The sequence below is a fragment of the Shewanella livingstonensis genome (assembly GCF_003855395.1).
Classification (GTDB): Bacteria; Pseudomonadota; Gammaproteobacteria; order Enterobacterales; family Shewanellaceae; genus Shewanella; species Shewanella livingstonensis.
Genome location: NZ_CP034015.1, coordinates 1955850 through 1978564, shown reverse-complemented (window position 1 = coordinate 1978564; position 22715 = coordinate 1955850). Strand labels below are relative to the sequence as shown.

At 41.4% G+C, this 22715-nt stretch carries 22 protein-coding genes; 12 read left to right on the top strand and 10 right to left on the bottom strand.

From position 1 onward, the window contains the following. The first annotated feature begins 11 nt into the window (after window positions 1–11). On the top strand, window positions 12–1007 hold the full coding sequence (locus EGC82_RS08580) for a response regulator (RefSeq protein ID WP_208646938.1): 996 nt from the start codon (window positions 12–14) through the stop codon (window positions 1005–1007). 125 nt (window positions 1008–1132) lie between these two features. Continuing rightward, window positions 1133–2338, top strand: coding sequence for an MFS transporter (locus tag EGC82_RS08575; RefSeq protein ID WP_124730385.1), 1206 nt, complete (start codon window positions 1133–1135; stop codon window positions 2336–2338). Between the two features lie 472 nt (window positions 2339–2810). Here the strand turns inward: EGC82_RS08575 and EGC82_RS08570 are convergent, their stop codons facing one another. The 3 genes from EGC82_RS08570 to EGC82_RS08560 all read right to left on the bottom strand — a co-directional run bounded on the left by EGC82_RS08570 (window position 2811) and on the right by EGC82_RS08560 (window position 5398). After that, window positions 2811–4298: a glutathione synthase gene (locus EGC82_RS08570; protein WP_124730384.1), complete on the bottom strand. Its 1488-nt coding sequence runs from the start codon at window positions 4296–4298 to the stop codon at window positions 2811–2813. A 165-nt stretch (window positions 4299–4463) separates the two neighbouring features. Then, a complete protein-coding gene (gene sigZ / locus EGC82_RS08565; protein WP_124730383.1) occupies window positions 4464–5003 on the bottom strand; it encodes an RNA polymerase sigma factor SigZ in 540 nt (179 codons plus the stop codon). A gap of 101 nt (window positions 5004–5104) precedes the next feature. Then, entirely contained in the window at window positions 5105–5398 is a 294-nt protein-coding gene (locus EGC82_RS08560) for an ArsR/SmtB family transcription factor (RefSeq protein ID WP_011637967.1), read from the bottom strand. Between the two features lie 106 nt (window positions 5399–5504). Here EGC82_RS08560 and EGC82_RS08555 point away from each other — a divergent pair, with 106 nt between their 5' ends. The 3 genes from EGC82_RS08555 (at window position 5505) to EGC82_RS08545 (ending at window position 8248) form a co-directional block, all read left to right on the top strand. Beyond that, window positions 5505–6440 (top strand): permease, encoded by a 936-nt coding sequence (locus EGC82_RS08555; protein WP_124730382.1) that lies wholly within the window; start codon window positions 5505–5507, stop codon window positions 6438–6440. Between the two features lie 273 nt (window positions 6441–6713). Beyond that, the gene (locus EGC82_RS08550) at window positions 6714–7832 is read left to right on the top strand and encodes a cation diffusion facilitator family transporter (RefSeq protein ID WP_124730381.1); all 1119 of its coding nucleotides are present in this window, start codon (window positions 6714–6716) and stop codon (window positions 7830–7832) included. Window positions 7833–7840: 8 nt separating this feature from the next. Beyond that, a complete protein-coding gene (locus EGC82_RS08545; protein ID WP_124730380.1) occupies window positions 7841–8248 on the top strand; it encodes a MarR family winged helix-turn-helix transcriptional regulator in 408 nt (135 codons plus the stop codon). Between the two features lie 170 nt (window positions 8249–8418). Here EGC82_RS08545 and EGC82_RS08540 read toward each other — a convergent pair whose 3' ends face one another. The 5 genes from EGC82_RS08540 to EGC82_RS08520 form a co-directional block, all read right to left on the bottom strand. Next, window positions 8419–8754, bottom strand: a complete 336-nt coding sequence (locus tag EGC82_RS08540) for a DUF6488 family protein (protein ID WP_124730379.1) — start codon at window positions 8752–8754, stop codon at window positions 8419–8421. A 41-nt stretch (window positions 8755–8795) separates the two neighbouring features. Beyond that, window positions 8796–9317 (bottom strand): hypothetical protein, encoded by a 522-nt coding sequence (locus EGC82_RS08535; protein ID WP_124730378.1) that lies wholly within the window; start codon window positions 9315–9317, stop codon window positions 8796–8798. Window positions 9318–9330: 13 nt separating this feature from the next. Continuing rightward, window positions 9331–10029 carry a HupE/UreJ family protein gene (locus EGC82_RS08530; RefSeq protein WP_124730377.1) on the bottom strand — a complete coding sequence of 233 codons (699 nt, stop codon included), beginning with the start codon at window positions 10027–10029 and terminating at the stop codon, window positions 9331–9333. 155 nt (window positions 10030–10184) lie between these two features. Further along, window positions 10185–11141 (bottom strand): M56 family metallopeptidase, encoded by a 957-nt coding sequence (locus EGC82_RS08525; protein ID WP_244212558.1) that lies wholly within the window; start codon window positions 11139–11141, stop codon window positions 10185–10187. Between the two features lie 25 nt (window positions 11142–11166). After that, on the bottom strand, window positions 11167–11550 hold the full coding sequence (locus tag EGC82_RS08520) for a BlaI/MecI/CopY family transcriptional regulator (protein WP_011637975.1): 384 nt from the start codon (window positions 11548–11550) through the stop codon (window positions 11167–11169). Between the two features lie 410 nt (window positions 11551–11960). Between EGC82_RS08520 and EGC82_RS08515 the strand changes: the two genes are divergently transcribed. Further along, window positions 11961–12134 (top strand): DUF6435 family protein, encoded by a 174-nt coding sequence (locus EGC82_RS08515; RefSeq protein ID WP_124730376.1) that lies wholly within the window; start codon window positions 11961–11963, stop codon window positions 12132–12134. A 204-nt stretch (window positions 12135–12338) separates the two neighbouring features. Then, on the top strand, window positions 12339–12668 hold the full coding sequence (locus EGC82_RS08510) for a hypothetical protein (protein WP_124730375.1): 330 nt from the start codon (window positions 12339–12341) through the stop codon (window positions 12666–12668). Between the two features lie 12 nt (window positions 12669–12680). Here the strand turns inward: EGC82_RS08510 and msrQ are convergent, their stop codons facing one another. Both msrQ and msrP read right to left on the bottom strand, forming a co-directional pair. After that, on the bottom strand, window positions 12681–13286 hold the full coding sequence (gene msrQ / locus EGC82_RS08505; RefSeq protein WP_124730374.1) for a protein-methionine-sulfoxide reductase heme-binding subunit MsrQ: 606 nt from the start codon (window positions 13284–13286) through the stop codon (window positions 12681–12683). Continuing rightward, the gene (gene msrP / locus EGC82_RS08500; RefSeq protein WP_124730373.1) at window positions 13286–14323 is read right to left on the bottom strand and encodes a protein-methionine-sulfoxide reductase catalytic subunit MsrP; all 1038 of its coding nucleotides are present in this window, start codon (window positions 14321–14323) and stop codon (window positions 13286–13288) included. Before msrP ends, msrQ begins: the two co-directional genes overlap by 1 nt. A gap of 300 nt (window positions 14324–14623) precedes the next feature. Between msrP and rmuC the strand changes: the two genes are divergently transcribed. The 5 genes from rmuC to EGC82_RS08475 all read left to right on the top strand — a co-directional run bounded on the left by rmuC (window position 14624) and on the right by EGC82_RS08475 (window position 22652). Beyond that, the gene (gene rmuC / locus EGC82_RS08495) at window positions 14624–16120 is read left to right on the top strand and encodes a DNA recombination protein RmuC (protein ID WP_124730372.1); all 1497 of its coding nucleotides are present in this window, start codon (window positions 14624–14626) and stop codon (window positions 16118–16120) included. A gap of 214 nt (window positions 16121–16334) precedes the next feature. Further along, window positions 16335–18263: a transglycosylase SLT domain-containing protein gene (locus EGC82_RS08490; protein ID WP_124730371.1), complete on the top strand. Its 1929-nt coding sequence runs from the start codon at window positions 16335–16337 to the stop codon at window positions 18261–18263. Window positions 18264–18561: 298 nt separating this feature from the next. Then, window positions 18562–19473, top strand: coding sequence for an AAA family ATPase (locus EGC82_RS08485; protein WP_124730370.1), 912 nt, complete (start codon window positions 18562–18564; stop codon window positions 19471–19473). A 12-nt stretch (window positions 19474–19485) separates the two neighbouring features. Next, a complete protein-coding gene (locus EGC82_RS08480; protein WP_124730369.1) occupies window positions 19486–20604 on the top strand; it encodes a DUF58 domain-containing protein in 1119 nt (372 codons plus the stop codon). Beyond that, window positions 20601–22652, top strand: coding sequence for a transglutaminase TgpA family protein (locus EGC82_RS08475; protein ID WP_124730368.1), 2052 nt, complete (start codon window positions 20601–20603; stop codon window positions 22650–22652). Before EGC82_RS08480 ends, EGC82_RS08475 begins: the two co-directional genes overlap by 4 nt. Window positions 22653–22715 lie beyond the last annotated feature (63 nt).

The following is a 22715-nucleotide window of genomic DNA, read 5'->3' as shown; positions in this document are numbered from 1 at the left end:
GACTGAATTGAATGATATATAGCAACCAAGACCGTATGCCGACAATTCTTATTGTCGACGATGAACCCGCTAACCTCAGAGTGTTAAAGAAAATGCTTGAGGATCAATACCGGCTGATTTTTGCTAAAAGTGGCGAAGAAGCCTTGCGTTTAATTGAACGCGACTTACCGGATTTGATTTTACTCGATGTGATGATGCCAGGCATGACCGGTTTTGAAGTATGCCAACAACTTAAAACAGAGCCACGCACCAAAGCGGTACCGGTCATTTTTATCACGGCGTTAAGTGACGAAGTGGATGAGGCCAAAGGCTTTGATGTGGGCGCGGTAGACTACATCACTAAACCCGTGTCACCTGCGGTGGTTAAAGCTCGTGTTCGTACTCATTTATCTTTAGTGCAGGCAGACGATTTGCGCCGCACACGCTTACAAGTCATTCAACGTTTAGGCCGTGCATCGGAATACAAAGACAACGAAACCGGTATGCATGTGATGCGCATGAGCCATTTTTCTAAAATTATTGCCCTTGCCTATGGTCTATCAAAATCGGCCGCCGACAATCTACTCCATGCAGCGCCAATGCACGATATTGGTAAAATTGGTATTCCCGACAGCATTATGCTTAAGCCAGGTAAGCTCACCGACGAAGAATTTGCCATTATGAAAAAGCATCCTGAAATTGGTGCCGAAATTTTAGGTGAATCTGATTCTGATTTGATCGCCTTAGCCAAACTAGTTGCCATGACTCACCACGAAAAGTGGGATGGCAGTGGCTACCCTAATGGGCTTAAAGGTGAAGATATTCCTATTGAAGGACGTATTGTGGCAATTGCCGATGTATTTGATGCTCTCACCAGTAAACGTCCTTACAAAGAAGCATGGACTGTCGACAAAGCCATGGCATTTTTACATGATCAAAGCGGCATACATTTTGACCCGCAGTTAGTGACATTATTTCAACAATCTTTGCCCAGTATTTTATACATTAAGCAGCGCTGGCAAGACTAACCTTTCGTAACGTTCATCTTTACTTGGATGCGCAATACTGATAACGCTAATCTATTGGTTTAGCGTCGTATCATCTATTTTACGATTCAATCCATTACTTTTTATTATCATCAACAGGATTTTTTATGACCCCGGCTGCAGCATTACCAAGCCAAATTAACACCACCGCCATTTTGCTAGTATTAGCGCTAGGCACCTTTATTTTGGGATTGTCGGAGTTCTCGATGATGCCAATGCTGCCATTAATCAGCGAGACATTTTCCTCGACACCATCACAAAGCGGTTATGCCATTAGCGCTTATGCGATAGGGGTTGTGGTCGGGGCACCCATTTTGATGTTGACCACTGCCAACATGAAAAAACGTCATGCATTAGCAATATTTCTGACATTAATGCTTATCTCCAATGGCTTAAGTGCCATGGCAACCTCACTTGAACAACTTATTGTATTTCGCTTTTTAAGTGGCCTACCCCATGGCGCTTATTTTGGTGCCGCTATTTTATTAGCTGCCGATATTGCCCCGAAAAATAAACGTGCTAACTATATGTCAAAAGTGTTTATGGGCTTAACCATAGCCACTATTGTCGGAGTGCCTATTGTTACCTTAGTCGGGCAACACTTAAGTTGGCGCTACTGCTTAGCGGGCGCATCTTTCCTGGCCTTAATCGCACTGGTATGCGTCTATGTGGTGATCCCTAAAATAGACAATAGCCAGCCGTCAAATTTAATCAATGAGTTTAGCGTGTTAAAGAATAAATTGGTGTGGTCAATTCTTGGCATTGTGATTATTGGCTTTGGTGGCGTATTTTGTATTTACACTTACATTGCCGATACCATTTTAGTGGTCACTGAAACGCCGGCATACACCATTTCAATCGCCATGGTAATGTTTGGTATTGGCTGTACTTTGGGTAACTATGTATTAGGTAAAGCAGCCGATCGTGCTGCCTTAAAAACTACCGGTATCGCATTGGTGTGTACGATTATTTTCTCTTTGGCATACGTAAGTGCCAGCCATAATATTTGGTTGTTGTATCTAGTCATTTTCTTTATTGGCTGCAGTGTGGGTATAGCAACATTAATTCAAACCTTACTGATGGACGTCTCACCCAATGGTCACGCCATGATAGGTGCATTAGTGCAATGCTCATTTAACACCGCCAATGCTATCGGTCCTTGGGTGGGTGGCATGTTTATCGCCCAAGGCGCATTACCTAACGAGACCGGTTACGTGGCAGCGGTTCTGTTTACCGGAGGCTTAATAATGTGGCTGTTAAGTTATCTGCAAATGAATAACAAAAATGCTCAACTGGAACAATGTTCTGCATAATCAGGTTTTAAAACTTATTCTTTAACGAATTATCGAATACATTAGCGGACTCTCTAATGACAACATTGTCGTTGATATTGCCAGTAACAATATAGATTCGAACGAAACATTTCTCGACATGTATAAAGCAATGTTTATATATGTCGGGATCTCGTTATAGGTTATGGATGATTATTTAATGCCATTTTAATAAAAGTGTTCTCATGAAATTAAATAGTCAGGTGACTCCCGCTGTATTAGCGTTAAGAGAATTACTAAGAGACAACTGTAGCAAAATGTTGGTTGCTATCTAACTTATTGACCTAAGACATGGATCATTTAGCTAAACGCCTAATGAAGAGCTCCGTCACATGCTGGGACAAAAAATGTGAGTCATACTCAATCTAAAATCGACAACCTTATTTATAGGCTCAAAGTGTTAATTCATGTGCCTAATTCAATCTTTGTTATTCCATTAAATTGGACTCGTTAATTAATCAATCAATGTCAGCGAGTCTAAAATGCCTTTACCACTATGTATACCGCCCTCATTTTCACTCGCAGGTTTGCTACGGATGAGATAACCGGCATATCCATCCATTTCTGTGGCAGGCTCCCCGTCATAAAATACGCTAAATAGCCCAACCTCGCTAACCAGGTTATCGACGAGTGTTTGCTCACCATCTCGCACTGCAATAGTTGGCACTTCACGCTCATGAGGATACAAACGCTGCATAAGCGCCCATGCATCATATTCTTGAGGGGCAATTGTTGCTAATTTATCGCTAATATCATCGCCAAAAATACAGTGACCACCGCCTTCGCCTTGGTTTTTTAATACCCACTGGTGTTTATTGGCGTGGGTGTTAAACCAGCTGATGGTTTCAGGGTTTATTGGCTTCATGTCCGCTAGCACACTCTTTACCAACAAGGCTTGTTCAAGATTTAACCCCCAACGAGCATATTCTTCAGCTGGCATCTGGGTCAGTAGCATTTGCATGGTTTTACTAGTGGCGAGTTGTTGGCTAAAGGTCGCATTCACCGCCACATGATGCTGCTCAATAAACAGTCGAGTCTGACTTAAGGTTTGGCAACACACAGCTTCATTTCGCTCCGGCGAGTAGTAATCTGCATACTGATAGCCCGCTCGCAGATACACAACATCGATAGCGCCAATACCTTCTAACATCAAACGCTGATTGTCACCCGTTGAAAGTTGACTGCTGAGCTGTTCAAAGGTGCGCCTAATGGTTCGTAACCCTCGTGTTTGCAGTGCGACTTCAAGTAGATGTTGATCATAAACATTATCTTCATTTTCTTGGATCACCATCAAAAAGGTCGGTTTATGCAGGGCTGCCGCTGATTGCTCTACAGTATCGGAGTAAAATGCCGCCGCGACTTTTCGAGCAGCTTGTGCAATACCGTGGGCCAGTTGATCTAGGCCTTGATTATCCGCTGGCGTCGACCGGCTATCTTCTAACCACTGTCGATAAACTTCCGGCCATTGCTCCTTTAAGAAAGCATGAAACTCAGTGGCACGTTGACCAAAAGGCGCCATACCTGCAGCAATACCATTAAACTCAATAACTTTGGCGCCATGCTGACGATCATCCATAAAATCAGTTCGCATTAACAATAACGGTTTACGAGCAGGATTAAGCCGATGCCCAGTATTACCATGGGCTTGTTGGTGTAAAGACAATAAGCGACCAAAAAACGGATCGGCTTTGGCTACGTCACCCAGTACAGATTGGAGGAAATCGTGATCTTCGCTGACATTATTTATCAACTGAGTAATAAGCGGGGTCACTTTACGTAAGTGCTGAAACACTTCACGCTCCATCGTCATGGGAGCAATACTAAAGGGACAATGTCTTGCGCTGTTATCTGCCTGACGAAATGCAACACCATGCATGATGGCCCATTCAGTTGCTTCATTAATGATTTGCGGTGAAATCAAAGGGGGAGTTGTACGAGCCATAGTTGCTCCAAAAAATAGTTATTCTGCCAACGACTCAGGACCAAGCAACCATACAGTTACAAGCACTCATATAGTTTCAAGAAAGGAATCTAGCAATGTTGAGCCTCTAACGGGCTGAATTCAATATAAAATATTGTGTTTTGATAGCGGCTAACCATGCATCGATTAACATTTAGCTCGCTGGAGTGGATCTTTCGGGGCATAGCTGGTTATACCTTCTTGACCTATTTCAAAATCACAGCAAGCCATCATTTGCTGGCGAAATTTAACTCGACCTCGTTGAATTCGACTTTTTGCCCCAGAGAGTGACAAGCCTAACTGATCGGCAATAGCTTGTTGCGATACACCTTCTAGCTCCGCTAAACGCAATGGTGTGCCGTATTTCTCAGGCAGTTCGTCAATCAATGGTCGTAAACATTCTGCTAATTCTTCACGCGCCTGTTTACCTGACTCTTGCTCTTCTGCAACGAGATCGTCAGGCAATGCTTCAAATTGCTGCCGCTGCCGATAGAAATCCATGATGGTATTGTGAGCAATACGATAAAGCCAACCTTTGAGGCTGCCTTTTGATTTCAATTGATGCATATTGCCACTAGCTTTGAGGTAAACATCTTGCAAGATGTCATCTACGGCATCAGCATCATCAATGCGATGACTAACGTAACTGCGCAGTTGCGCTTTGTGATTTTGCCATTCAGATATCATATAAACAGACTCTCAACTCACTATAAATTTACGATACAAATACTAAGACGCAGCAGTCAGTATAAAGACGCAAGATTATTAATTATTATTGAATTCGGCGATTAAAAAGTACTGTCGATACAGCATTCTTGTTGCAAGAAGTTGAGTACATTTTCACGCATTTCATAGTTGGCGATACAATATAAAACCCTGCCTTCCCTATGTTGTGTAATCAATCCAGCGGTGATCATACTTGAGATATGGTGAGACAATGTAGAATTGGGTATACCAATATTATCACCTAACTTACCGACAGCAACGCCCTTTGGCCCCGCTTTCATAACCTGTTTGTAAACGGCCAATCGTGTCGGATGACCTAACTCTTTCAATGCTTTAGCAACTATCTCGATACTCATCAGAAGTATTCCTATTAACTTTATATTTCGATAATACTAGAAATATATTGACGATACCATAGATCAATATTATATTTCGAACATACTAGAAATATGGAAATTTAAAATGATAAATATTACTCAGCAAATGCTTATAGAAACCTTAAACATGTTTGCCTTCCTTGCTGTAGAGCTAACGGTCTTGTTTTTAGTGATCAGTTACTTTGTCGGCATACTCCAGGAATACATCCCATCATCAAAAATACGAACTATTTTGAATGGTAAAAATGGCAAAGGATATATCGTGGCGGGATTATTAGGGGCAATTACCCCGTTCTGTTCATGCTCCACTATTCCTTTCTTAAAAGGGCTTTTACGAGCAAACGCAGGATTCGGGCCGATGATGGTTTTCTTGTTTGCAAGTCCTCTGCTCAATCCCATTATTATTGGATTATTTGCCGTGACCTTCGGTCTAAAAGTAACAGCCTTCTATTTTGCTATCGCAATGGGAGTCTCAGTAATTGCAGGTTTTACCCTTGAAAAACTGGGCTTTGATAAGTATGTAAAATCTGAAGCCAATTTTGCACCAGATGTGACAAATGCACCTGAAAAAACAACTTGCGGGTCTTCCTGTGGCGGCAAAACCAAACAGGTCAGTAAATGGCGAAAAATTTGGAACAGCACATGGAGTGACTTTAAGAAAGTTCTTCCTTATTTACTCGGTGGTATCGCTCTTGGCTCAATGATTTACGGCTTTATGCCAACAGAGTTTGTGGTAAGTATTGCAAGTGAAGACAACCCTTTTGCTATTCCGATAGCAGCTGTCATTGGTATTCCATTGTACATTCGTGCCGAGGCTGTTATTCCATTAAGCGCCGCATTAGCAGCAAAAGGGATGAGTCTTGGCGCAGTCATGGCGTTAATTATTGGTAGTGCTGGAGCAAGTTTAACTGAAGTCATTTTGCTTAAATCTATCTTCAAAAATCAAATGATTGTCGCTTTCTTATTCGTCATATTGAGTATGGCAATGGGTGCTGGATTTCTATACCAATCAATATTTTAGCCAAATAAACGGTACACTCTAGCGGTGTACCGTTAACCTATTGACTTCCCTGAAAATATTTATCGCATTCCCCCTCACGGTTTATTCGCTCCGTTGTAAAAATCTGCAATGTATTTATCGGCCAACAAAGTGAATCAAATAGTGAATCGATAACATAACCTCTAAAGTTTCGACTTCGCGAGTTTGGATACTGAAATAGAGTAATCAATTCATTTACTTTGACTATCAAACAATATAGCATCGGCAATTACTTGATAATCAAACTACTTTCTTATGAATAACATTGCCGAAAAATATATTCACCAACACAATTTCACTTCCGTTAACGAGCAAAATGTCAAACGCACCTGGTATGTGCTTGTTATAACAGTCATCACCATGGCCATCGAAGTGATAGCGGGGACGATATATGGCTCTATGGCATTGCTCGCTGATGGCTGGCATATGGGGACTCATGCCGCCGCTTTTTGTATTACACTATTCACCTATAGCTATGCAAAAAAACATGCTAATAGTGACAAATTCTCTTTTGGCGTAGGCAAAGTCGGCGTTCTCGGTGGATATACAAGTGCAATCGCATTAGCCATTGTCGCTATCATTATGCTGGTCGAATCTCTACACCGTTTATGGTCGCCTATTGAGATCCAATTTAACCAATCTATTCTTGTGGCTATCATAGGTCTAGTCGTTAACATCGCCAGTATGTTTATATTGGGTCATGAACATCACGGCCATGATCACGGTGACCACAAGCATCATAGCCACGAGCATGATGACCACGAGCGTCATAGCCATGAACATGATGACCACAAACATCATAGCCACGAGCATGATGACCACAAACATCATAGTCACGAGCATGATGACCACAAACATCATAGCCACGAGCATGATGACCACAAACATCATAGTCACGAACATGATGACCACAAACATCATAGCCACGAACATGATGACCACAAACATCATAGTGGTAACGACCATAATCTGAAGGCAGCTTACTTCCACGTACTAGCAGACGCATTAACATCGGTGTTAGCAATTTGTGCACTTTTGGTAGGAAAATTCCTTGGATGGTATTGGTTAGATCCCATCATGGGAGTCGTTGGTGCGGTGGTGATCACTAAATGGGCACTAGGTTTAATGAAGCAAACTAGCCCTATTCTATTAGATGAAAATATCGACGAAGATTATCAACTAGCCATTATTAACACCATTGATGATCAACAAACCAAGGTCACCGATATTCATATTTGGAGAATTAGTGCAGATCATTATTCTGCCTCTATCGCTATCTGTACATCAACAGATACCAGCGTAGAATCATTTAAACACTCATTGAATAAGTTTGATAAGCTAAGCCACTTAACTATCGAAGTGAATTACTGCTGAGGCCCTTTATGCATTCTTTGAATAATTTAATCATTGAGTTTTACGACAAACTGTCTTCTTGGGAGCAGTCTGTCGTTAAAGATACCGGTTATTCACTGGCACAAGTGCACACTATTGAGGTGCTAGGCTCTCACGGTTCCATGAGAATGAAAGAGCTAGCAGATAGGCTTGCAATTACCACTGGCACCTTAACGGTTCAGGTAGAGAAACTGGTAAAGTTTGGACTTATAATCCGCTCTCCACATGAAGACGATAGACGTTCAATATTAGTTGGATTAACAAGCGAAGGCATGGCGCTTCATAAGCACCACAATCGCATGCATATGCAACTAACAGAAGATATTACTCGTCATTTAGATCAAAATTCGATAGATGTTCTGACCAAGAGTTTTGAAAAAATGAACCGAGAATTCTAATCTTCAGATTGTAGAATATGATGTTACAACGTCAAATGAAGTGCTAATAAGATAACGAGAAATCTGTTATACATCAGTATATTGAGTGTAAGACTAATTTAGCGAGTGCTTGTTTTTGAATCGATATTAGTGTTGGCCACACAAAGTTTGTATCCAACACTATTTATCTATTATTTAAAAGTGTTACTTTCAGATACAGCCATGACTTCACCATCGTTAGCGATTTGAAAATATAACGTCTTTTTATCTTCTGCATTAGTGGCACTCACAATATAAACGCCTCCTGTAACGCTAAAGACCGTTACATCTGCAATGGTAATATTTTTCCATGATACCGGAAGCTGACCAACCGCATAGCCGAAGTCCTTAAATGTCATTTGTTTTGCAGACTTGATGACAACACTGATGGCAGCATTATCATTCATATGGCCATGGCTTGAATGTGCCAGCGAATAACTGCTTATTAAGCTGCTCAAAAGCACCATTGTAAAAAGTAATGTTCTCATAAATTTCCCCTTATTATTTTAAACCAATAATTTTAAACCGATCATTTTAAACCGATGACTTTGTATTGTCCTTTTACCAATAACTGCACTGCTACCGGTTGATTAGACTTATTTTTCCAATACCAACCGTGGGAACCAGCAAAAGGTGCCGTAAAACTACCTTTCATATCAGCCGACGTCGCGATGACATAACTTTCGTAATATCCTGAGGTATCTCCCTTTGGCTCACCATGGAGGTCAACAAATAAAGCCGTCCCATCTGTTATCCATTCATAGGTCATTTTGTCAAATTGTTGCATGTCGAATTTATATTCTATTCCACGCCCTGCAGGTACCATCACTTCTATCGTTTGAAACTCATTAGAGCCTTCGGCAGGAGCGCTTTGTTGCACTTCTGGTTCTGCCGCTTGCGCTAATACTGTGACACCTATTTTTTGTCCAATACCTGTCGGATCGATGTTGTATTCGGCGGGTAAAATTAGCGTAACTAAAACAATGCCTGCTACGACAATCGCTGATAGAGCGGCTTTAATTAACGTACTGCTGCTGACTGTATGTTGCATATTTATCTCTTTTTTATTTGTTAATTACGTAGCCAGTCAGTTGATACACAATCAACATGACACCTGCGCTCATTAATAAAGTGTTTGTAAGCGTAGAAAAACGCTGAAATGAAGGCCATTTTCGCCATACATTAATGACAATCAAAATAACCACTAGCGCAGCAAATTGACCAAGTTCTACCCCAATATTAAAGGCCACTAGATTGATAAAAAGGCCTTCTTTTGGTAAATTGAACTCCTGCAACTTAGTCGCTAAACCTAAACCATGAAACAATCCGAAAATTAATACTGCCCATTGGGTATTAGGCTGCCAATTAAAGCAACGCTTAAAGCCGCCTAAGTTATCAAATCCTTTGTACACGACAGATAAACCAATAATCGCATCAACGAGGTAGGCATTAACTTGAATATCGCCTAAAACACCAAGTAGTAAGGTAGTGCTATGACCAATAGTGAACATCGTGACATATAAGAAAACATCCCGACTTCTATATAAGAAAAAGATAACACCAACCAGAAATAATAAGTGGTCATAGCCGGTAATCATGTGCTTAGCACCAATGTAGAGAAAAGGTACAAACTGCACGCCACTATTTTGTTCTAAAAAAGCTCGAGTGTTGTCATCAACCCCATGGGCAAATACTTCGATGCTGATAAAAGCACAGCCAATGAGGATTGCGAACACGCAATAGCTTGATAATTTACTTAGCATTGGATGGCTCCAAAGTGTCTGTTTCAGTCAAAATAGCTTCCTTATGGGTGTGTAACATTCGATAGTGGTGTGTGGTAAGCAAAACAAATAAAATCAGTTGGTCATCGGTTTTTTACTTTTACGGTTCTAACGAATTGATTCATTCATAGTCTGATTTAATGGATAAAATAAGTCTCAATTAGATGATGGAGACCATCTACCATTAATACCGTAAACAGCATTGCAGTTAGAAAACACAATCCCGTAAATACCAGAGTAAGTTCGGATATTTGGCTCTGTGGTGATAGAAGCTTTTGTACCCGCAAAGTAATTTGATCATGACTAAAATGACTAACCAGACTCCCTTCACAACTTTGGGGAAACTGACGTTGTTTTTTTGCTACTGAAATTAATGTTTGTGCCACATCAAGGTTATCGTGATAACCCGTTACGACGGAGTCTGCTTGTTGTTCCGTGAGCAAGGTAAAATGCTGTTGTAAAATGCGGCGAATTGGCTTTGGATAAAGCAGACAGAAAAAAGAGTAAATACTTTTAAATAGAGGATCTCTTGCACGAACATGCGCCAATTCATGTTGGATAATGATATCCAGAGCCGATGGTTCAAGTTGTTGAAGCAATCCAGTGGTAAGATAAACCCTAGGCTTGAGCAAACCAATTGTAAAAGCTGCTGGGATGCTTAATGCAATAGAATAAATAGTCTGATTATTATCACAACCTATAGGTTGCACATCTGAAAATTTAAAAAGGTTGTGCATCGCGATTGAGTGTCGACGAACTTGAACAAACATAAGGTTAATCATCACAGCCAATATGAGGGTAGCAACAACCAACGTTAAGCCATGCCAGCTTGTAAACTTGAACACATCAATATGGTGCCAATGAGCAATTTTTTCCATCAAAGCGATTAAATTATTAGTATCCTGACGTGGAAAAAATATGACAACGCAACATAAAGCTATCCACCAAGGCGCGGTTGCTAATAGCCATAACGTTCGCTTTCGAGCAATAAAACCAAATAAATTGAGGTTATTTTTAATCAACGGGATAATGGCAGATATTAATATCGTCACGATAACGAAAGCCGTTATTGCAACACTCATTAAATTCAACAAAATAGCCTCGTTACCCTCTAGCATTTTATATTTGCCTGCTACGTAACTGGCGTTGCTGTTCGATAAGTTTTTCCAACGCTTCAAATTGAGCATCATCGAGATTGGCTGACGAGGAAGCAAAAGCAGCAATAAGACTATGCTCGCCATCTTCGATAAAATCGGCTGTAACATCTGTAATTAACGTGGCGATGAGAGATTCACGATCGACTATAGCGGTATACAAATGTGCGTGCCCCTGCTTAGTTCGGCTTAACAGACTCTTCTTAAATAATCGATCTAATGTAGTTTGAATCGTGTTTAACGAGTTACCACGACTCATCCCAACGGCAATATGAACACGCTTCGCATCGGCTTCTTTTTCAGACCAAAGGAATTGAAGTACTAACTTTTCTAGATCGCCTAATTGCATTACATAGTTCTCTTAACAACGTATGCAATAGTATGTCAAACTAAAAACCTATCGGCAATAGGTTTTTGTAAGCATGAGTCATATGTAACCTATAGCATTGATAATTAATAATATTTCATCACTGAAACGATTTCTATTTTAACCTCAGAGTTCGCAACGCTAACGATAATTTAGCAGCGCTAATCTTTCGATGCCGTTCATTACCAGCACGGTAATAATTTGTTTTTATAGCGAAAATGAATCAATATCCATAAGAGAAACCACAATATCCTTTGAGTAATAACGCGCTTTATACCCAGTAATCAGATTTGCATTACAAGGAACACGGTGTAAAAGAGCGTGAATGATATTGGGCTGAAACCCCGCAGCATTCGTACCATATGCAAATAATCATCACTAAGGGTTACACAATGTTTTCATTTTTAAAGCCAGACCCAGTCAAAAAATTACGTAAAAGCTATGACTTAATACTCGAACAAGCAATGCAAGCTCAGCGTAAAGGCGATATAAAAACCTATTCGTTGCTCACTGCTGAATCAGAACAGATTTGGGCTAAAATTGCGGCCTTAGAAGCTGCAAAATAAATAATGGTCATATCGTTAAGCTATTGCAAAACAATGCAAAGCAGATGTAATTAAGTAATATGTGAACCACCGTCAAGAATAGCCCTCCATTTAACGTTATGCTGCATCTGTTAAGGTCAATTAAAACGCTAGTAATACTGGCAATGTGTTATTGACTATATTACTGATGACATCTGTTATCGCACGTTATTGAGGAGAAGTGGTATGTGGTGGCGAGTAACCATTATCAGCTTGGCTTACCTATTATTGGGCGCACATTTCTTACGATTCGATCAGCATATAATGGCTATTATCGCCATTGGTTTACCATTGCTGATGTTCATTAAACATTCATTTGTGCGTACGTTACTCAAATTGGGTTTATTGATCAGCGTGGTATTTGTGTGGGCAGTAACCACGTTCAATTTCATTGATATGCGCATTGCACTCGAACAGCCCTGGCTAAGACTGGCCATTATTATGGCATCTGTAATCATATTTACTGTGTTTGCGGCGTTTTCAACCAACGGCCTCAATCAAAAATTGAGGCGTTAGTCATAGCGAGAGTTACTTTTTCGGCTTCAACCATTTATAAATACTGTCTTTACGGTAAAACAATAACGCCGCAAATAACGCAATATAAATACTGGGTTCAATAATTTCAGACTTTACCGACCAATAAAAATGGATAGGCGCCAATATTGCAGCCAGATAGATCCAATTGTGCAATGATTGCCAGCGCTTACCCATACTGCGTTTAATCCTGTTAAGGGACGTTATTGCCAGTAATAAAATGATAATCAAGGTCGCCGCGCCAACTAAAATATAAGGCCGCTTTATGACCTCTTCAAACAGTAATCTCCACGCAAATAGCAAATCTAAGCTTATAAATGCACTGATGTGCAACAGCGCATAGGCGCACACATACAAGCCCACCAAACGACGAGTTTGCATCAGCGCCGCTATTTTAAAGCGCTTGGCAATCGGTGAAATAAGCAGTGTCGCTAATAAGCTGTTAATCGCGCCCATGCCAGTGTAGTGAATAATGTACTGCACCGGATCGCCGCCCGCATTGCCTGTTAACACTAGCGCCACGAGATAAAAGGCTGGCAATAAAAAACTAATATGCAACAACACCTTTAACCAAAATAGACCTCGAGCGCTTATCCGCATTAGTAAAACTTCCTCAAATCGATATTTTTGTATAAATCGGCCACTGAATCGCCATAACCATTGAACATTTGCGTAGGAATACGTTTAGCAGAAAATAAACCACCTTCGCCAATACTGCGCTCAGATGCTTGCGACCAACGTGGATGGTCAACTTCTGGATTTACATTGGCGTAAAAACCGTACTCGCTCGAGGCCAATTGATTCCAGCTGGTTGGTGGTTGCTTATCCATTACTCGAATTCTGACTACTGATTTAATACTTTTGAAACCATACTTCCAAGGCACGACTAATCGAATGGGTGCACCGTTTTGTGGCGGTAAGGTTTTGCCATACAAACCGACAGCTAAAAATGATAAATCATTCATCGCCTCGGCAACCGTTAACCCTTCAACATACGGATAATGAATACCACCACCCATTAAGCGACTCTTTTGACCAGGCATTTGCTCTGGATCAAACAGGGTTTCAAAAGCAACATGAGTAGCGTTACTTTGCACCCCTGCTTGTTTAAGTAAACTGGCCAACGAAAAGCCCACCCAAGGTATCACCATCGACCAAGCCTCAACACAGCGCAAACGGTAGGTGCGCTCTTCAAGCGCAAAACGGGTGGTCAACTCATGTAAATCTAAGGTAATCGGTTTATCGACTAAACCATCAATCGTTAGCGTCCACGGATCAACCTTAAAGTTTTGCCCGTTGTCATAGGGGTCAGATTTACTGCTACCAAATTCATAGAAGTTGTTATGGCGAGTGACTTTGTCTTCTGGCGTTTTAGGATTCGGTAATACAAACTTAGGCGGAGTTGAGTATTGTAGGCCTTGAGTAGTAAATGGGTTTTTAGCTTGTTGCTCGCCAAATAAATCAAAAATACCGGCTTGAACTTGACCCGGCAAACTCGCTCCCAATGCACCTAACCCTAAGGCTTTAATAATGTTACGACGATCATTAAATACCGACTCAGGCGTAACTTGGTTATCAGGAATATGCCAAGAAGCACGTTTTTGTATGCCTTGAGTAAAACGTTTTTTACCGGTCATAAATCACCTCGTTAAAATATTTGTCGACAGCCAAGTGCTAGCATAATCTGCCTTACGTCTCTCAATAGACAGGTAAAATCCTATTTTTATTTCAACAGCTGACTAAAAAGATCGTTAATGTTTATCTATTAGCAAAGAAGTCTATTAAGCATCGCATTGTACAAGTCTATACGAACCAATATTACGCTTAGGTTTAAATTTAATCATTAACAACAATATTTCATTAAATCCGCAGTTTACCCCTTGCAGCTGTTTATTAGCCGTGCGACCCTTAACCATTATTTTCTATCGGTTTTTGTTATGCCTTTTGCAGTGTCGTTAACTCTTCCTCAAATTGCAGCTTTGATTGCTGTCGCGTTTGTTGCCTTTTTAATTGGCGCCCTAATCAATCAACGATTAACTCGTAAAAGATGGGAACAACTTAAACTTCAACATGAACAACAAACGCTTCAACAGCTCAACGAAGTCCAAATTGAAATGTCGAGATTACAAGATAATCTCGATGATAAAATTGATCACAGTAATCATCTGCAAAGTAAAATTGAAGATTTGATTGCCCAGCTTTCTAGCGCAGAAACCAAAGCCGATCGGGTTCTTCTCGTCGAACAACAAATGGTTGATACCCAACATCGTTTAATGGAATCTCAGCTCAACTTAGCCAAGTCCAATGCGGTGCAACAAACCATTTTGGTCAAAGCAGAAACCGAGCAAAAATCATTACAAGATAAAATAGTGCTACTCGAATCGGCAGAAGAGCGCCTTAAACTGCAATTTGAAAACCTTGCTAATCGGATTTTTGAAGAACGCAGTGAAAGCTTTAAACAACAAAACGTGTCGCAAATAGATGGCGTTCTTGGACCATTAAAACAACAGTTAGAAGGCTTTAGACGCCAAATTCAAGAGTCGTACACTCATGAGCAATCTGAGCGTAGTGCGTTGAAACACCAGTTAGATAATTTGCGCGATCTCAACTTAAAAATGAGCCAAGATGCGATTAACCTGACTAAAGCACTTAAAGGTGACAACAAGCAGCAAGGTAATTGGGGGGAGGTCATTTTAGAGCGTGTATTGCAAGAAAGTGGTTTACGCGAAGGCCATGAATACCAAACTCAGCAAGATTTAAAAGACGATAACGGCAAGCGTTTTAAGCCCGATGTTATCGTACATTTACCCGAACAAAAAGACGTGGTCATCGACGCAAAAATGTCATTAGTCAGCTACGAACGTTATTTTAATAGCGAAGATAAAGACATTCGAGACCAAGCCATAAAAGAACATGCATTATCAATTAGGCAGCATATTAAAGGCCTAGGCCAAAAAGATTATCATAAGCTGCATGGCCTCAAAAGTTTAGACTATGTGTTAATGTTCATTCCTATTGAACCGGCATTTTTACTGGCCATTGAATACGACCCGAGCTTAGTTAACTTTGCCTTAGAGCAAAATATCATGCTCGTGAGTCCAACCAATTTATTAGTCGCGTTGCGCACCATCAACAATATATGGCGTTATGAATACCAAAATCAAAATGCTCAAAATATCGCCAAGCAAGCAAGTCGTATTTACGACAAATTATGCGGCTATCTTGAAGACATGGAAAAACTCGGACGCGCCCTAGATACGGCAGATAAAACCTATCAAAGTGCCATGGCAAAGTTGTCTTCAGGTAAAGGCAATGTCATTAGACAAGCGCATTACATGCAACAATTAGGCGTCGACACCAGCAAACAATTAGATAAACAATTACTTAATCGGGCGCTAGATGAGTCAGTCGAAAAGCACGCCAGTAATCGTTAATTGATATAATGAGTAATTATTAATCTTTGTTTAATCAACAAGCCTAATAGTGATTTAACAACATAACACCAGTACTTAAACTAAATAACGGTTATAAATATTGTCAATAATAGCTTAAAGACCAATAGCAAATACTTGTAGCAAACACTTATCGTAAATGCTCATAGCAAATACTGATAGCAAATGAATGACTGAGGCGGAGATTCTCATATAAATGCGTAACACTTGGGCGAACACTTTACTTACTGGCGCATTATTATTGAGTACATCATTGGCCTTTATGGGCCAAGCAAATGCGCTAACCTCACAACAGCAACGCTATCTTGATGCTCGCCAAGCATTAGATAAAAACCAGCTCGATAAGTATCAAGCTTTACGTCAACAGCTAGGCGATTACCCGTTAACGGTTTACCTCGACTACCACGCGACGATTGACAGCATAGTGCAATCTTCGGGGAACACTGCGTTGAATGCGATCAACAAATTTGATACCACACCACTTTATAATAATGCGCGTTACCGTTACCTGCTCAATGCAGGTAAAAAACAACGCTGGCAAGACTTTCTGGTGATAGCACCAGACACGCCTAATGATATTCGTCTCCAGTGTTATTACTATCAAGCACAACTTGATGCAGGTAATAAAGAGATGGCTTACAAAGGTATAGAACGCCTATGGGTTCACGGTTACTCACGCCCTAATGAATGTGATGCTGTAATTAACCAATGGACTAAAGCAGGCTATCGTACCCAAGAGCTCATTTGGGCGCGTATGCTGTTGAGTTTTAATGCTGGACAATCAAGCTTGCTAAGTTATTTATCGCAAAAAATCACCCAACATGATGATGAAGCAAAATTACTCGTCTCTGTTTTTCGCGATCCCAATAGTTTGCGCCACATGAACAAGTTTGCCAGCTCTAAACCTATTATGGGCAATATCGTTGACGCCGGATTACGCAAGCTGGCGCAAAAAGATTTACATCAAGCAATAAAATTATATGTTAAATACCAAAAGGCAAACCGCTTCACCGACCTGGAAGCGCGCCAACTTAATCGCTATTTAGTTCGCCGAGCATTGATCCGGCAAGATGAAAAACTGGTGGCACACATAGATACTATGCTGCCATTACTTAAATCTGATGATTTATACGAAATGCGCTTACGCTGGGCTATTCGTGAGCAAGACTTAACTACAGTAGATAAGTATTTAGCCTTGCTAAGCGATCAAGGTAAAGCAGATCCTCGTTGGCAATATTGGCAAGCCAAGATGACCTCGCGCCATGACAAAACGCGCGCGACCCAATTGCAGTCAATATTGAGTGGCGAACGTAACTTTTACGGTTTTAATGCCGCAGAAGCGTTGGGGAAACCCTTGGCGATGAATGATGACAATTTAGCACCTAACCCAGAATTGCAAGCGACCTTAAACCAAGACCCTGGGCTGGCTCGTGTCGTTGAATTAATGGCTTTAGATAAACAAATTGATGCCCGTAATGAATGGCTATATTTAATGCGCCGCCATAACGGCGAAATGACCGCACAATATGGTTTATTCGCCTTAAATAACGGTTGGCATGCATTTAGTGTTGAATCGAGCATTCAAGGTAAATTATGGAATTCATTAGTGCTACGCTTTCCAGATGCGGCCAATGATGAATTCGTCAAAGCCAGTAAAAAGTTCTCCGTTAATATTGATGAAATCCGTGCAATTTCTCGTCGAGAAAGTGCATTTTATCTTTATGCGACTTCTGGAGTTGGGGCCAGAGGCTTAATGCAATTAATGCCTGCTACCGCCAAACAAACCGCTAAAAGACACAAAATACCTTTTAACAACGTAAAAGACCTGTACGACCCGAAAGTGAACATTATGTTGGGTAGTGCGTATTACAGCGAATTACTTAAACAGTTTGACCAAAATAGAGTACTGGCAACCGCAGCCTATAATGCCGGTCCTGGCAGTGTTCGTCGCTGGTTAAGAGCATCTAATGGTAGCTTAGATGTGATGAGTTTTATTGAAACGATTCCGTACACTGAAACCCGTGAATATGTCCAAGCGGTGTTAAGTTATCGAATGATATTCCAACAGAAAAAAGCCTTAAATGATGGCATGTTCAGCACCAAAGAGCTCAGCTACCGTTATTAATTGCGTATTTTGATGGTGATGCATCGTGAGCCGTTTTTATGTCTTGTGCACAATAGCCGCTACACAGTGGCGGGTTATTTTGCTTAACAACGGTTCACCCGTTAACCTATGATGTAGATGTAAAACTGCAGTAACAGAGATTGAGTAGTGATAGTGGCTAGGTTGCTAGTCGCTACTAACTAACGATTGTGATAGTGATTGATACACCATAACAATAAGTCACAACCTTAAAAAGTAATCACAAACAGTAACCTACAATAGACTCAAAAGGGTTTATTTCAGACAAGTTGGAGTTTTCGTGTCGCAATCAACTATTCAAACATTGCTCAACCAACTAAGCCAAGTCCTGCTAGGTAAACCTGAGCAAATCAAACTTGCCGTCGCTTGTATTCTTGCTAAAGGCCATTTACTGATTGAAGACTTACCCGGCATGGGTAAAACCAGTTTGTCCCAGGGTATTGCCAGTAGTTTAGGCATGAGTTATCAACGCATCCAATTTACCAGTGACATGTTACCGGCGGACATTCTTGGGGTATCCATTTACAGTAAAGAGCAGCAACAATTTATCTTTCATAAAGGCCCTATATTTAATCAAATGTTGTTGGCAGATGAAATTAACCGCGCCAGCCCCAAAACCCAAAGTGCTTTACTCGAAGCCATGGCAGAGCAACAAATTACTATCGATGGAATCACCCACCCTCTGAGTTCACCGTTTTTTGTTATTGCTACCCAAAATCCGGTTGATCAAGCTGGTACTTTCCCGTTGCCAGAATCGCAACTCGATCGATTTATGATGCGGATTTCCATCGGTTACCCCAGCGCAGAAGCCGAGTTAGCCATGTTAAAGTCGCGCACTCAAGCCAATAAACCGGCAGCATTATCTCAATGCTTAACGCCGCAAGAGTTAATGCTACTGCAACAACAAGTGGCGCAAGTGTCTGCATCGGATGCCGTGCTGAATTATTTAATTGCCTTGGTTGATTACTCTCGGCAACACAATGTCGCTAACGGGTTATCGCCTCGCGCCAGTATTGCTCTGCTGCAAGCCGCTAAAGCATGGGCTTTTATCAGTCAACGCCAATACGTGGTCCCTGAAGATATTCAAGCAGTATTTGCCTCAGTTGCAGAGCACCGCATTCGCAGCAGTAGTCAATTTCAAGGCCAAGCGTTGTCTGACACTATTCTCGCCAGCGTCAACCCAATACGTTAACGGCGCAGGCACATGGCTAAATCGACGACAACAAACAAGCACTCTTCAGCAATCTATGCCAATGGCGCTATTAAGCCGTCTCGATTTCGTCGGTTAATTCCTGCATCGTTAACCAGGCGCTGGTCAAGGTGGATAAGTAAACGTCTACCAGCGCAAAAACAAATCACCCTTAGCCATAAAGGTATTTTTATTTTACCCAGTGGTTTTGGTTTGGTATGGATTGGACTCATTGTTTTACTGTATTTATTTGGCACCAATTACCAAAACAACTTAGTGATTGGTTTAAGCTTATTACTTGCCAGTGTGTTCCATACCTGCATTATTTACAGCTATAAAAACCTCGCCGGGTTAACCTTTAATGCGGTGGCGCCACCATCAGGTTATGCTGAAGACAGCATGCCGTTTCCCATCATGTTAACGGGCCATACTCGGCAAAAGAATCCCGACACCACCCACCAGCAAATTTGTTTGCAATTTAGTTATCAACGCCACGTGCGCGTTAAACAAATGCACGAGCAAACCATTGCTATCGTGCCATTTGAAGGCGCTAAGCGCGGCCGATTAACTCCAGGACGGATCAAGATCTCATCGTACTTTCCGTTAGGATTATGCTGTGCATGGTCCTATGTCGACTTAGACATACATCATGTTATTTTTGCTAAACCAGAAATGTGTGATATCGAACTGACAAGCCACATCAGCGACAATGATAACCACTATGAACACGGAAAATTGCGCCCAGGTGTTGATGACTACAAAGGCTTACGCATTTATATTCCTGGCGAATCACTCAAGCAAGTAGCATGGAAACAATGGGCCCAGGACAAAGGCATGTTATCCAAAGAGTTTGCTGAACCTGAAGGATTACCCGTTTGGTTAACCTTGGCCAATACATCAGGCAATGACATTGAACACCGGCTAAGTAAACTCGCATGGCAAGTCGATAAATTAAGCCAAACTCAGCAAATATTTGGCTTAATTCTGGATGATCATATTATCAATCAGCAAACAGGTGCAGCCCATCGCGTGGCTTGTCAAACCGCGATTGCAACTTATCGTTTACCCGCCAATATGAACCCAGATTTTAGCTCAACTGATGTGACGGCGTCATCGGTAGGTAAATCACTATGACCGATAACTTTGATGCCATTATTAGTCGCAATACCTTATTTTGGTTATTGGTAACGAATGTCGCTATCCTCAGCCCTTTGCATCAACAAGCCACTTTATGGAGCATTGGCATTTGTGCCATTTGTTTTGTTTGGCGCGTGGGTATTTTTCTCGGCAAAGTAGCCGCGCCACCTAAACTATTGGTGACGACTTTGGCCATTGGCGCCGCAACCACCCTCGCCTTAGTGTCGAGCCAAATAGGGTTGCTCAATGCGTTGGTTAACTTACTGATATTAGGTTACGCGTTAAAATACATTGAAATGCGTGAACTTAGAGACGTTAAAGCCATTGTGTTAGTCGGCTATTTTCTTATCGGCCTGATCTTGCTTGATCAACAAAGCATGCTTAATACCCTACACTTATTAGCTGTTGCGGTGCTCAATACGGGTGTGTTAATCAGCGTTTATCAAGACAAATCTAACAAAGTCGCTAACCTCAGTTTTAGCCTTAAAATAATATTACAAAGCCTACCGTTAGCCATATTACTGTTTGTGGTGTTCCCACGCCTCGGGCCACTATGGTTAGTGCCCAATATGAAAACGGCCAAAACCGGTTTGTCTGATGAAGTGTCATTTGGTGACATTAGTAAGCTCACTCGCTCAGCAGAGCTGGCCTTTCGCGTCGGTTTTGACAACCCAGATGGCAGCACCCTAGGACCTGCCAACCAGGATTTATATTGGCGTACCCTGGTAATGGAAAATTATGACGGCAAAACCTGGCGCCAGGACCCAGCCATTAAGCAAATTCAACGGCAGGCCTATTTTAATAAACCCGATCGCCAAGCTCCTATTGCCAACAACAATAATAGAAAAATCGACTATGTGGTGATTAGCGAACCCAGTCATCAAAAATGGTTATATGGTTTAGATGAAGCGTTTAGCAGCAATGATCAAGTGGTTGAATTAGCAGATTATCGTTTGTATTCGTTAAGGCCTGTCGATCAGCGTATGAGTTATAGAGTGACCTCATATCCTGACACGATTATGGATCTCAAACTCGACTCAAATTCTAAACAGCTCAACCTTACGTTGCCAGCCAATAGCAATCCAAAAACCCGAAAACTCGGTTTGCAGTTCGCCAAAGATTATCCCGATCCACAAGCGCGCATTAATGCGATGATGAATTACTTTGCTGAACAAGCCTATTATTACACCTTGAGTCCACCGACTGTCGGTGAGCAACAAATTGATGACTTTTTATTTGAAAATCGCGCCGGATTTTGTGCTCATTATGCCTCTGCACTAGTTTTTATGGCTCGTGCGAGCGGTTTGCCAACGCGGATGGTTGCTGGTTATCAAGGCGGCGAATACAACGCCAAAGCAGGCTATTACAGTGTCTATCAATACATGGCCCATGCCTGGACTGAAGTGTGGTTAGAAGGTCAAGGTTGGCAACGTTTTGACCCGACAGCGATGATTGCACCGCAGCGGGTACTCGATGGTTTTGATGCCACCTTTGACAGCCAAAGCAGTTACTTACAAGACAGCCCATTTAGCACGCTGCACATGAAGCAATACCCATGGTTAAATGAATTACGCCAACAGTTTGCCAGTGTCGATTATTATTGGAGTGTATGGGTATTAGGTTTTGACGAACAACGAAAACAGCAAGTATTAGCTAAACTATTGGGGGATGTCAGCAGCACTAAAATCGCCTTATTAATGATTTTTAGCTTTATCATTATCGCGCTAATTATTGCTTACTATGCTGGGTTGTTTAGCTTTGATCGTAACCAAGATCCACTCAATAAACGTTATGACATCATTTGTCAGCGCTTAGCTAAAAAAGGCATCGCCCGCCAACAAGGCCAAGCACCTTCTACCTATGTGGCTGCGGTTAATACACATTTAAGCGCCCTTTCACCTCAGATTGCAGCCGACTTTAGTGCGTTAAGTCATGCCTTTATGGCACTTAAATATCAACCGCTGTCGGAATCGCAAGCGCAACAACAGCAGCAACAATTTAGCCAGCTATATCGCCGTTTACGCCTGCGACTACTGCGCAGTTAATCTTGTGCAATACAGCAGCAATCATCCTGATTATTAACGGTTTTGATTGATGATTTAACCCAG

Coding starts and splice junctions, on each gene's coding strand:
- EGC82_RS08580 (WP_208646938.1), top strand. CDS start 12: ATGATATATAGCAACCAAGACCGTATGCCGACAATTCTTATTGTCGAC.
- EGC82_RS08575 (WP_124730385.1), top strand. CDS start 1,133: ATGACCCCGGCTGCAGCATTACCAAGCCAAATTAACACCACCGCCATT.
- EGC82_RS08570 (WP_124730384.1), bottom strand. CDS start 4,298: ATGGCTCGTACAACTCCCCCTTTGATTTCACCGCAAATCATTAATGAA.
- sigZ (WP_124730383.1), bottom strand. CDS start 5,003: ATGATATCTGAATGGCAAAATCACAAAGCGCAACTGCGCAGTTACGTT.
- EGC82_RS08560 (WP_011637967.1), bottom strand. CDS start 5,398: ATGAGTATCGAGATAGTTGCTAAAGCATTGAAAGAGTTAGGTCATCCG.
- EGC82_RS08555 (WP_124730382.1), top strand. CDS start 5,505: ATGATAAATATTACTCAGCAAATGCTTATAGAAACCTTAAACATGTTT.
- EGC82_RS08550 (WP_124730381.1), top strand. CDS start 6,714: ATGAATAACATTGCCGAAAAATATATTCACCAACACAATTTCACTTCC.
- EGC82_RS08545 (WP_124730380.1), top strand. CDS start 7,841: ATGCATTCTTTGAATAATTTAATCATTGAGTTTTACGACAAACTGTCT.
- EGC82_RS08540 (WP_124730379.1), bottom strand. CDS start 8,754: ATGAGAACATTACTTTTTACAATGGTGCTTTTGAGCAGCTTAATAAGC.
- EGC82_RS08535 (WP_124730378.1), bottom strand. CDS start 9,317: ATGCAACATACAGTCAGCAGCAGTACGTTAATTAAAGCCGCTCTATCA.
- EGC82_RS08530 (WP_124730377.1), bottom strand. CDS start 10,029: ATGCTAAGTAAATTATCAAGCTATTGCGTGTTCGCAATCCTCATTGGC.
- EGC82_RS08520 (WP_011637975.1), bottom strand. CDS start 11,550: ATGCAATTAGGCGATCTAGAAAAGTTAGTACTTCAATTCCTTTGGTCT.
- EGC82_RS08515 (WP_124730376.1), top strand. CDS start 11,961: ATGTTTTCATTTTTAAAGCCAGACCCAGTCAAAAAATTACGTAAAAGC.
- EGC82_RS08510 (WP_124730375.1), top strand. CDS start 12,339: ATGTGGTGGCGAGTAACCATTATCAGCTTGGCTTACCTATTATTGGGC.
- msrQ (WP_124730374.1), bottom strand. CDS start 13,286: ATGCGGATAAGCGCTCGAGGTCTATTTTGGTTAAAGGTGTTGTTGCAT.
- msrP (WP_124730373.1), bottom strand. CDS start 14,323: ATGACCGGTAAAAAACGTTTTACTCAAGGCATACAAAAACGTGCTTCT.
- rmuC (WP_124730372.1), top strand. CDS start 14,624: ATGCCTTTTGCAGTGTCGTTAACTCTTCCTCAAATTGCAGCTTTGATT.
- EGC82_RS08490 (WP_124730371.1), top strand. CDS start 16,335: ATGCGTAACACTTGGGCGAACACTTTACTTACTGGCGCATTATTATTG.
- EGC82_RS08480 (WP_124730369.1), top strand. CDS start 19,486: ATGGCTAAATCGACGACAACAAACAAGCACTCTTCAGCAATCTATGCC.
- EGC82_RS08475 (WP_124730368.1), top strand. CDS start 20,601: ATGACCGATAACTTTGATGCCATTATTAGTCGCAATACCTTATTTTGG.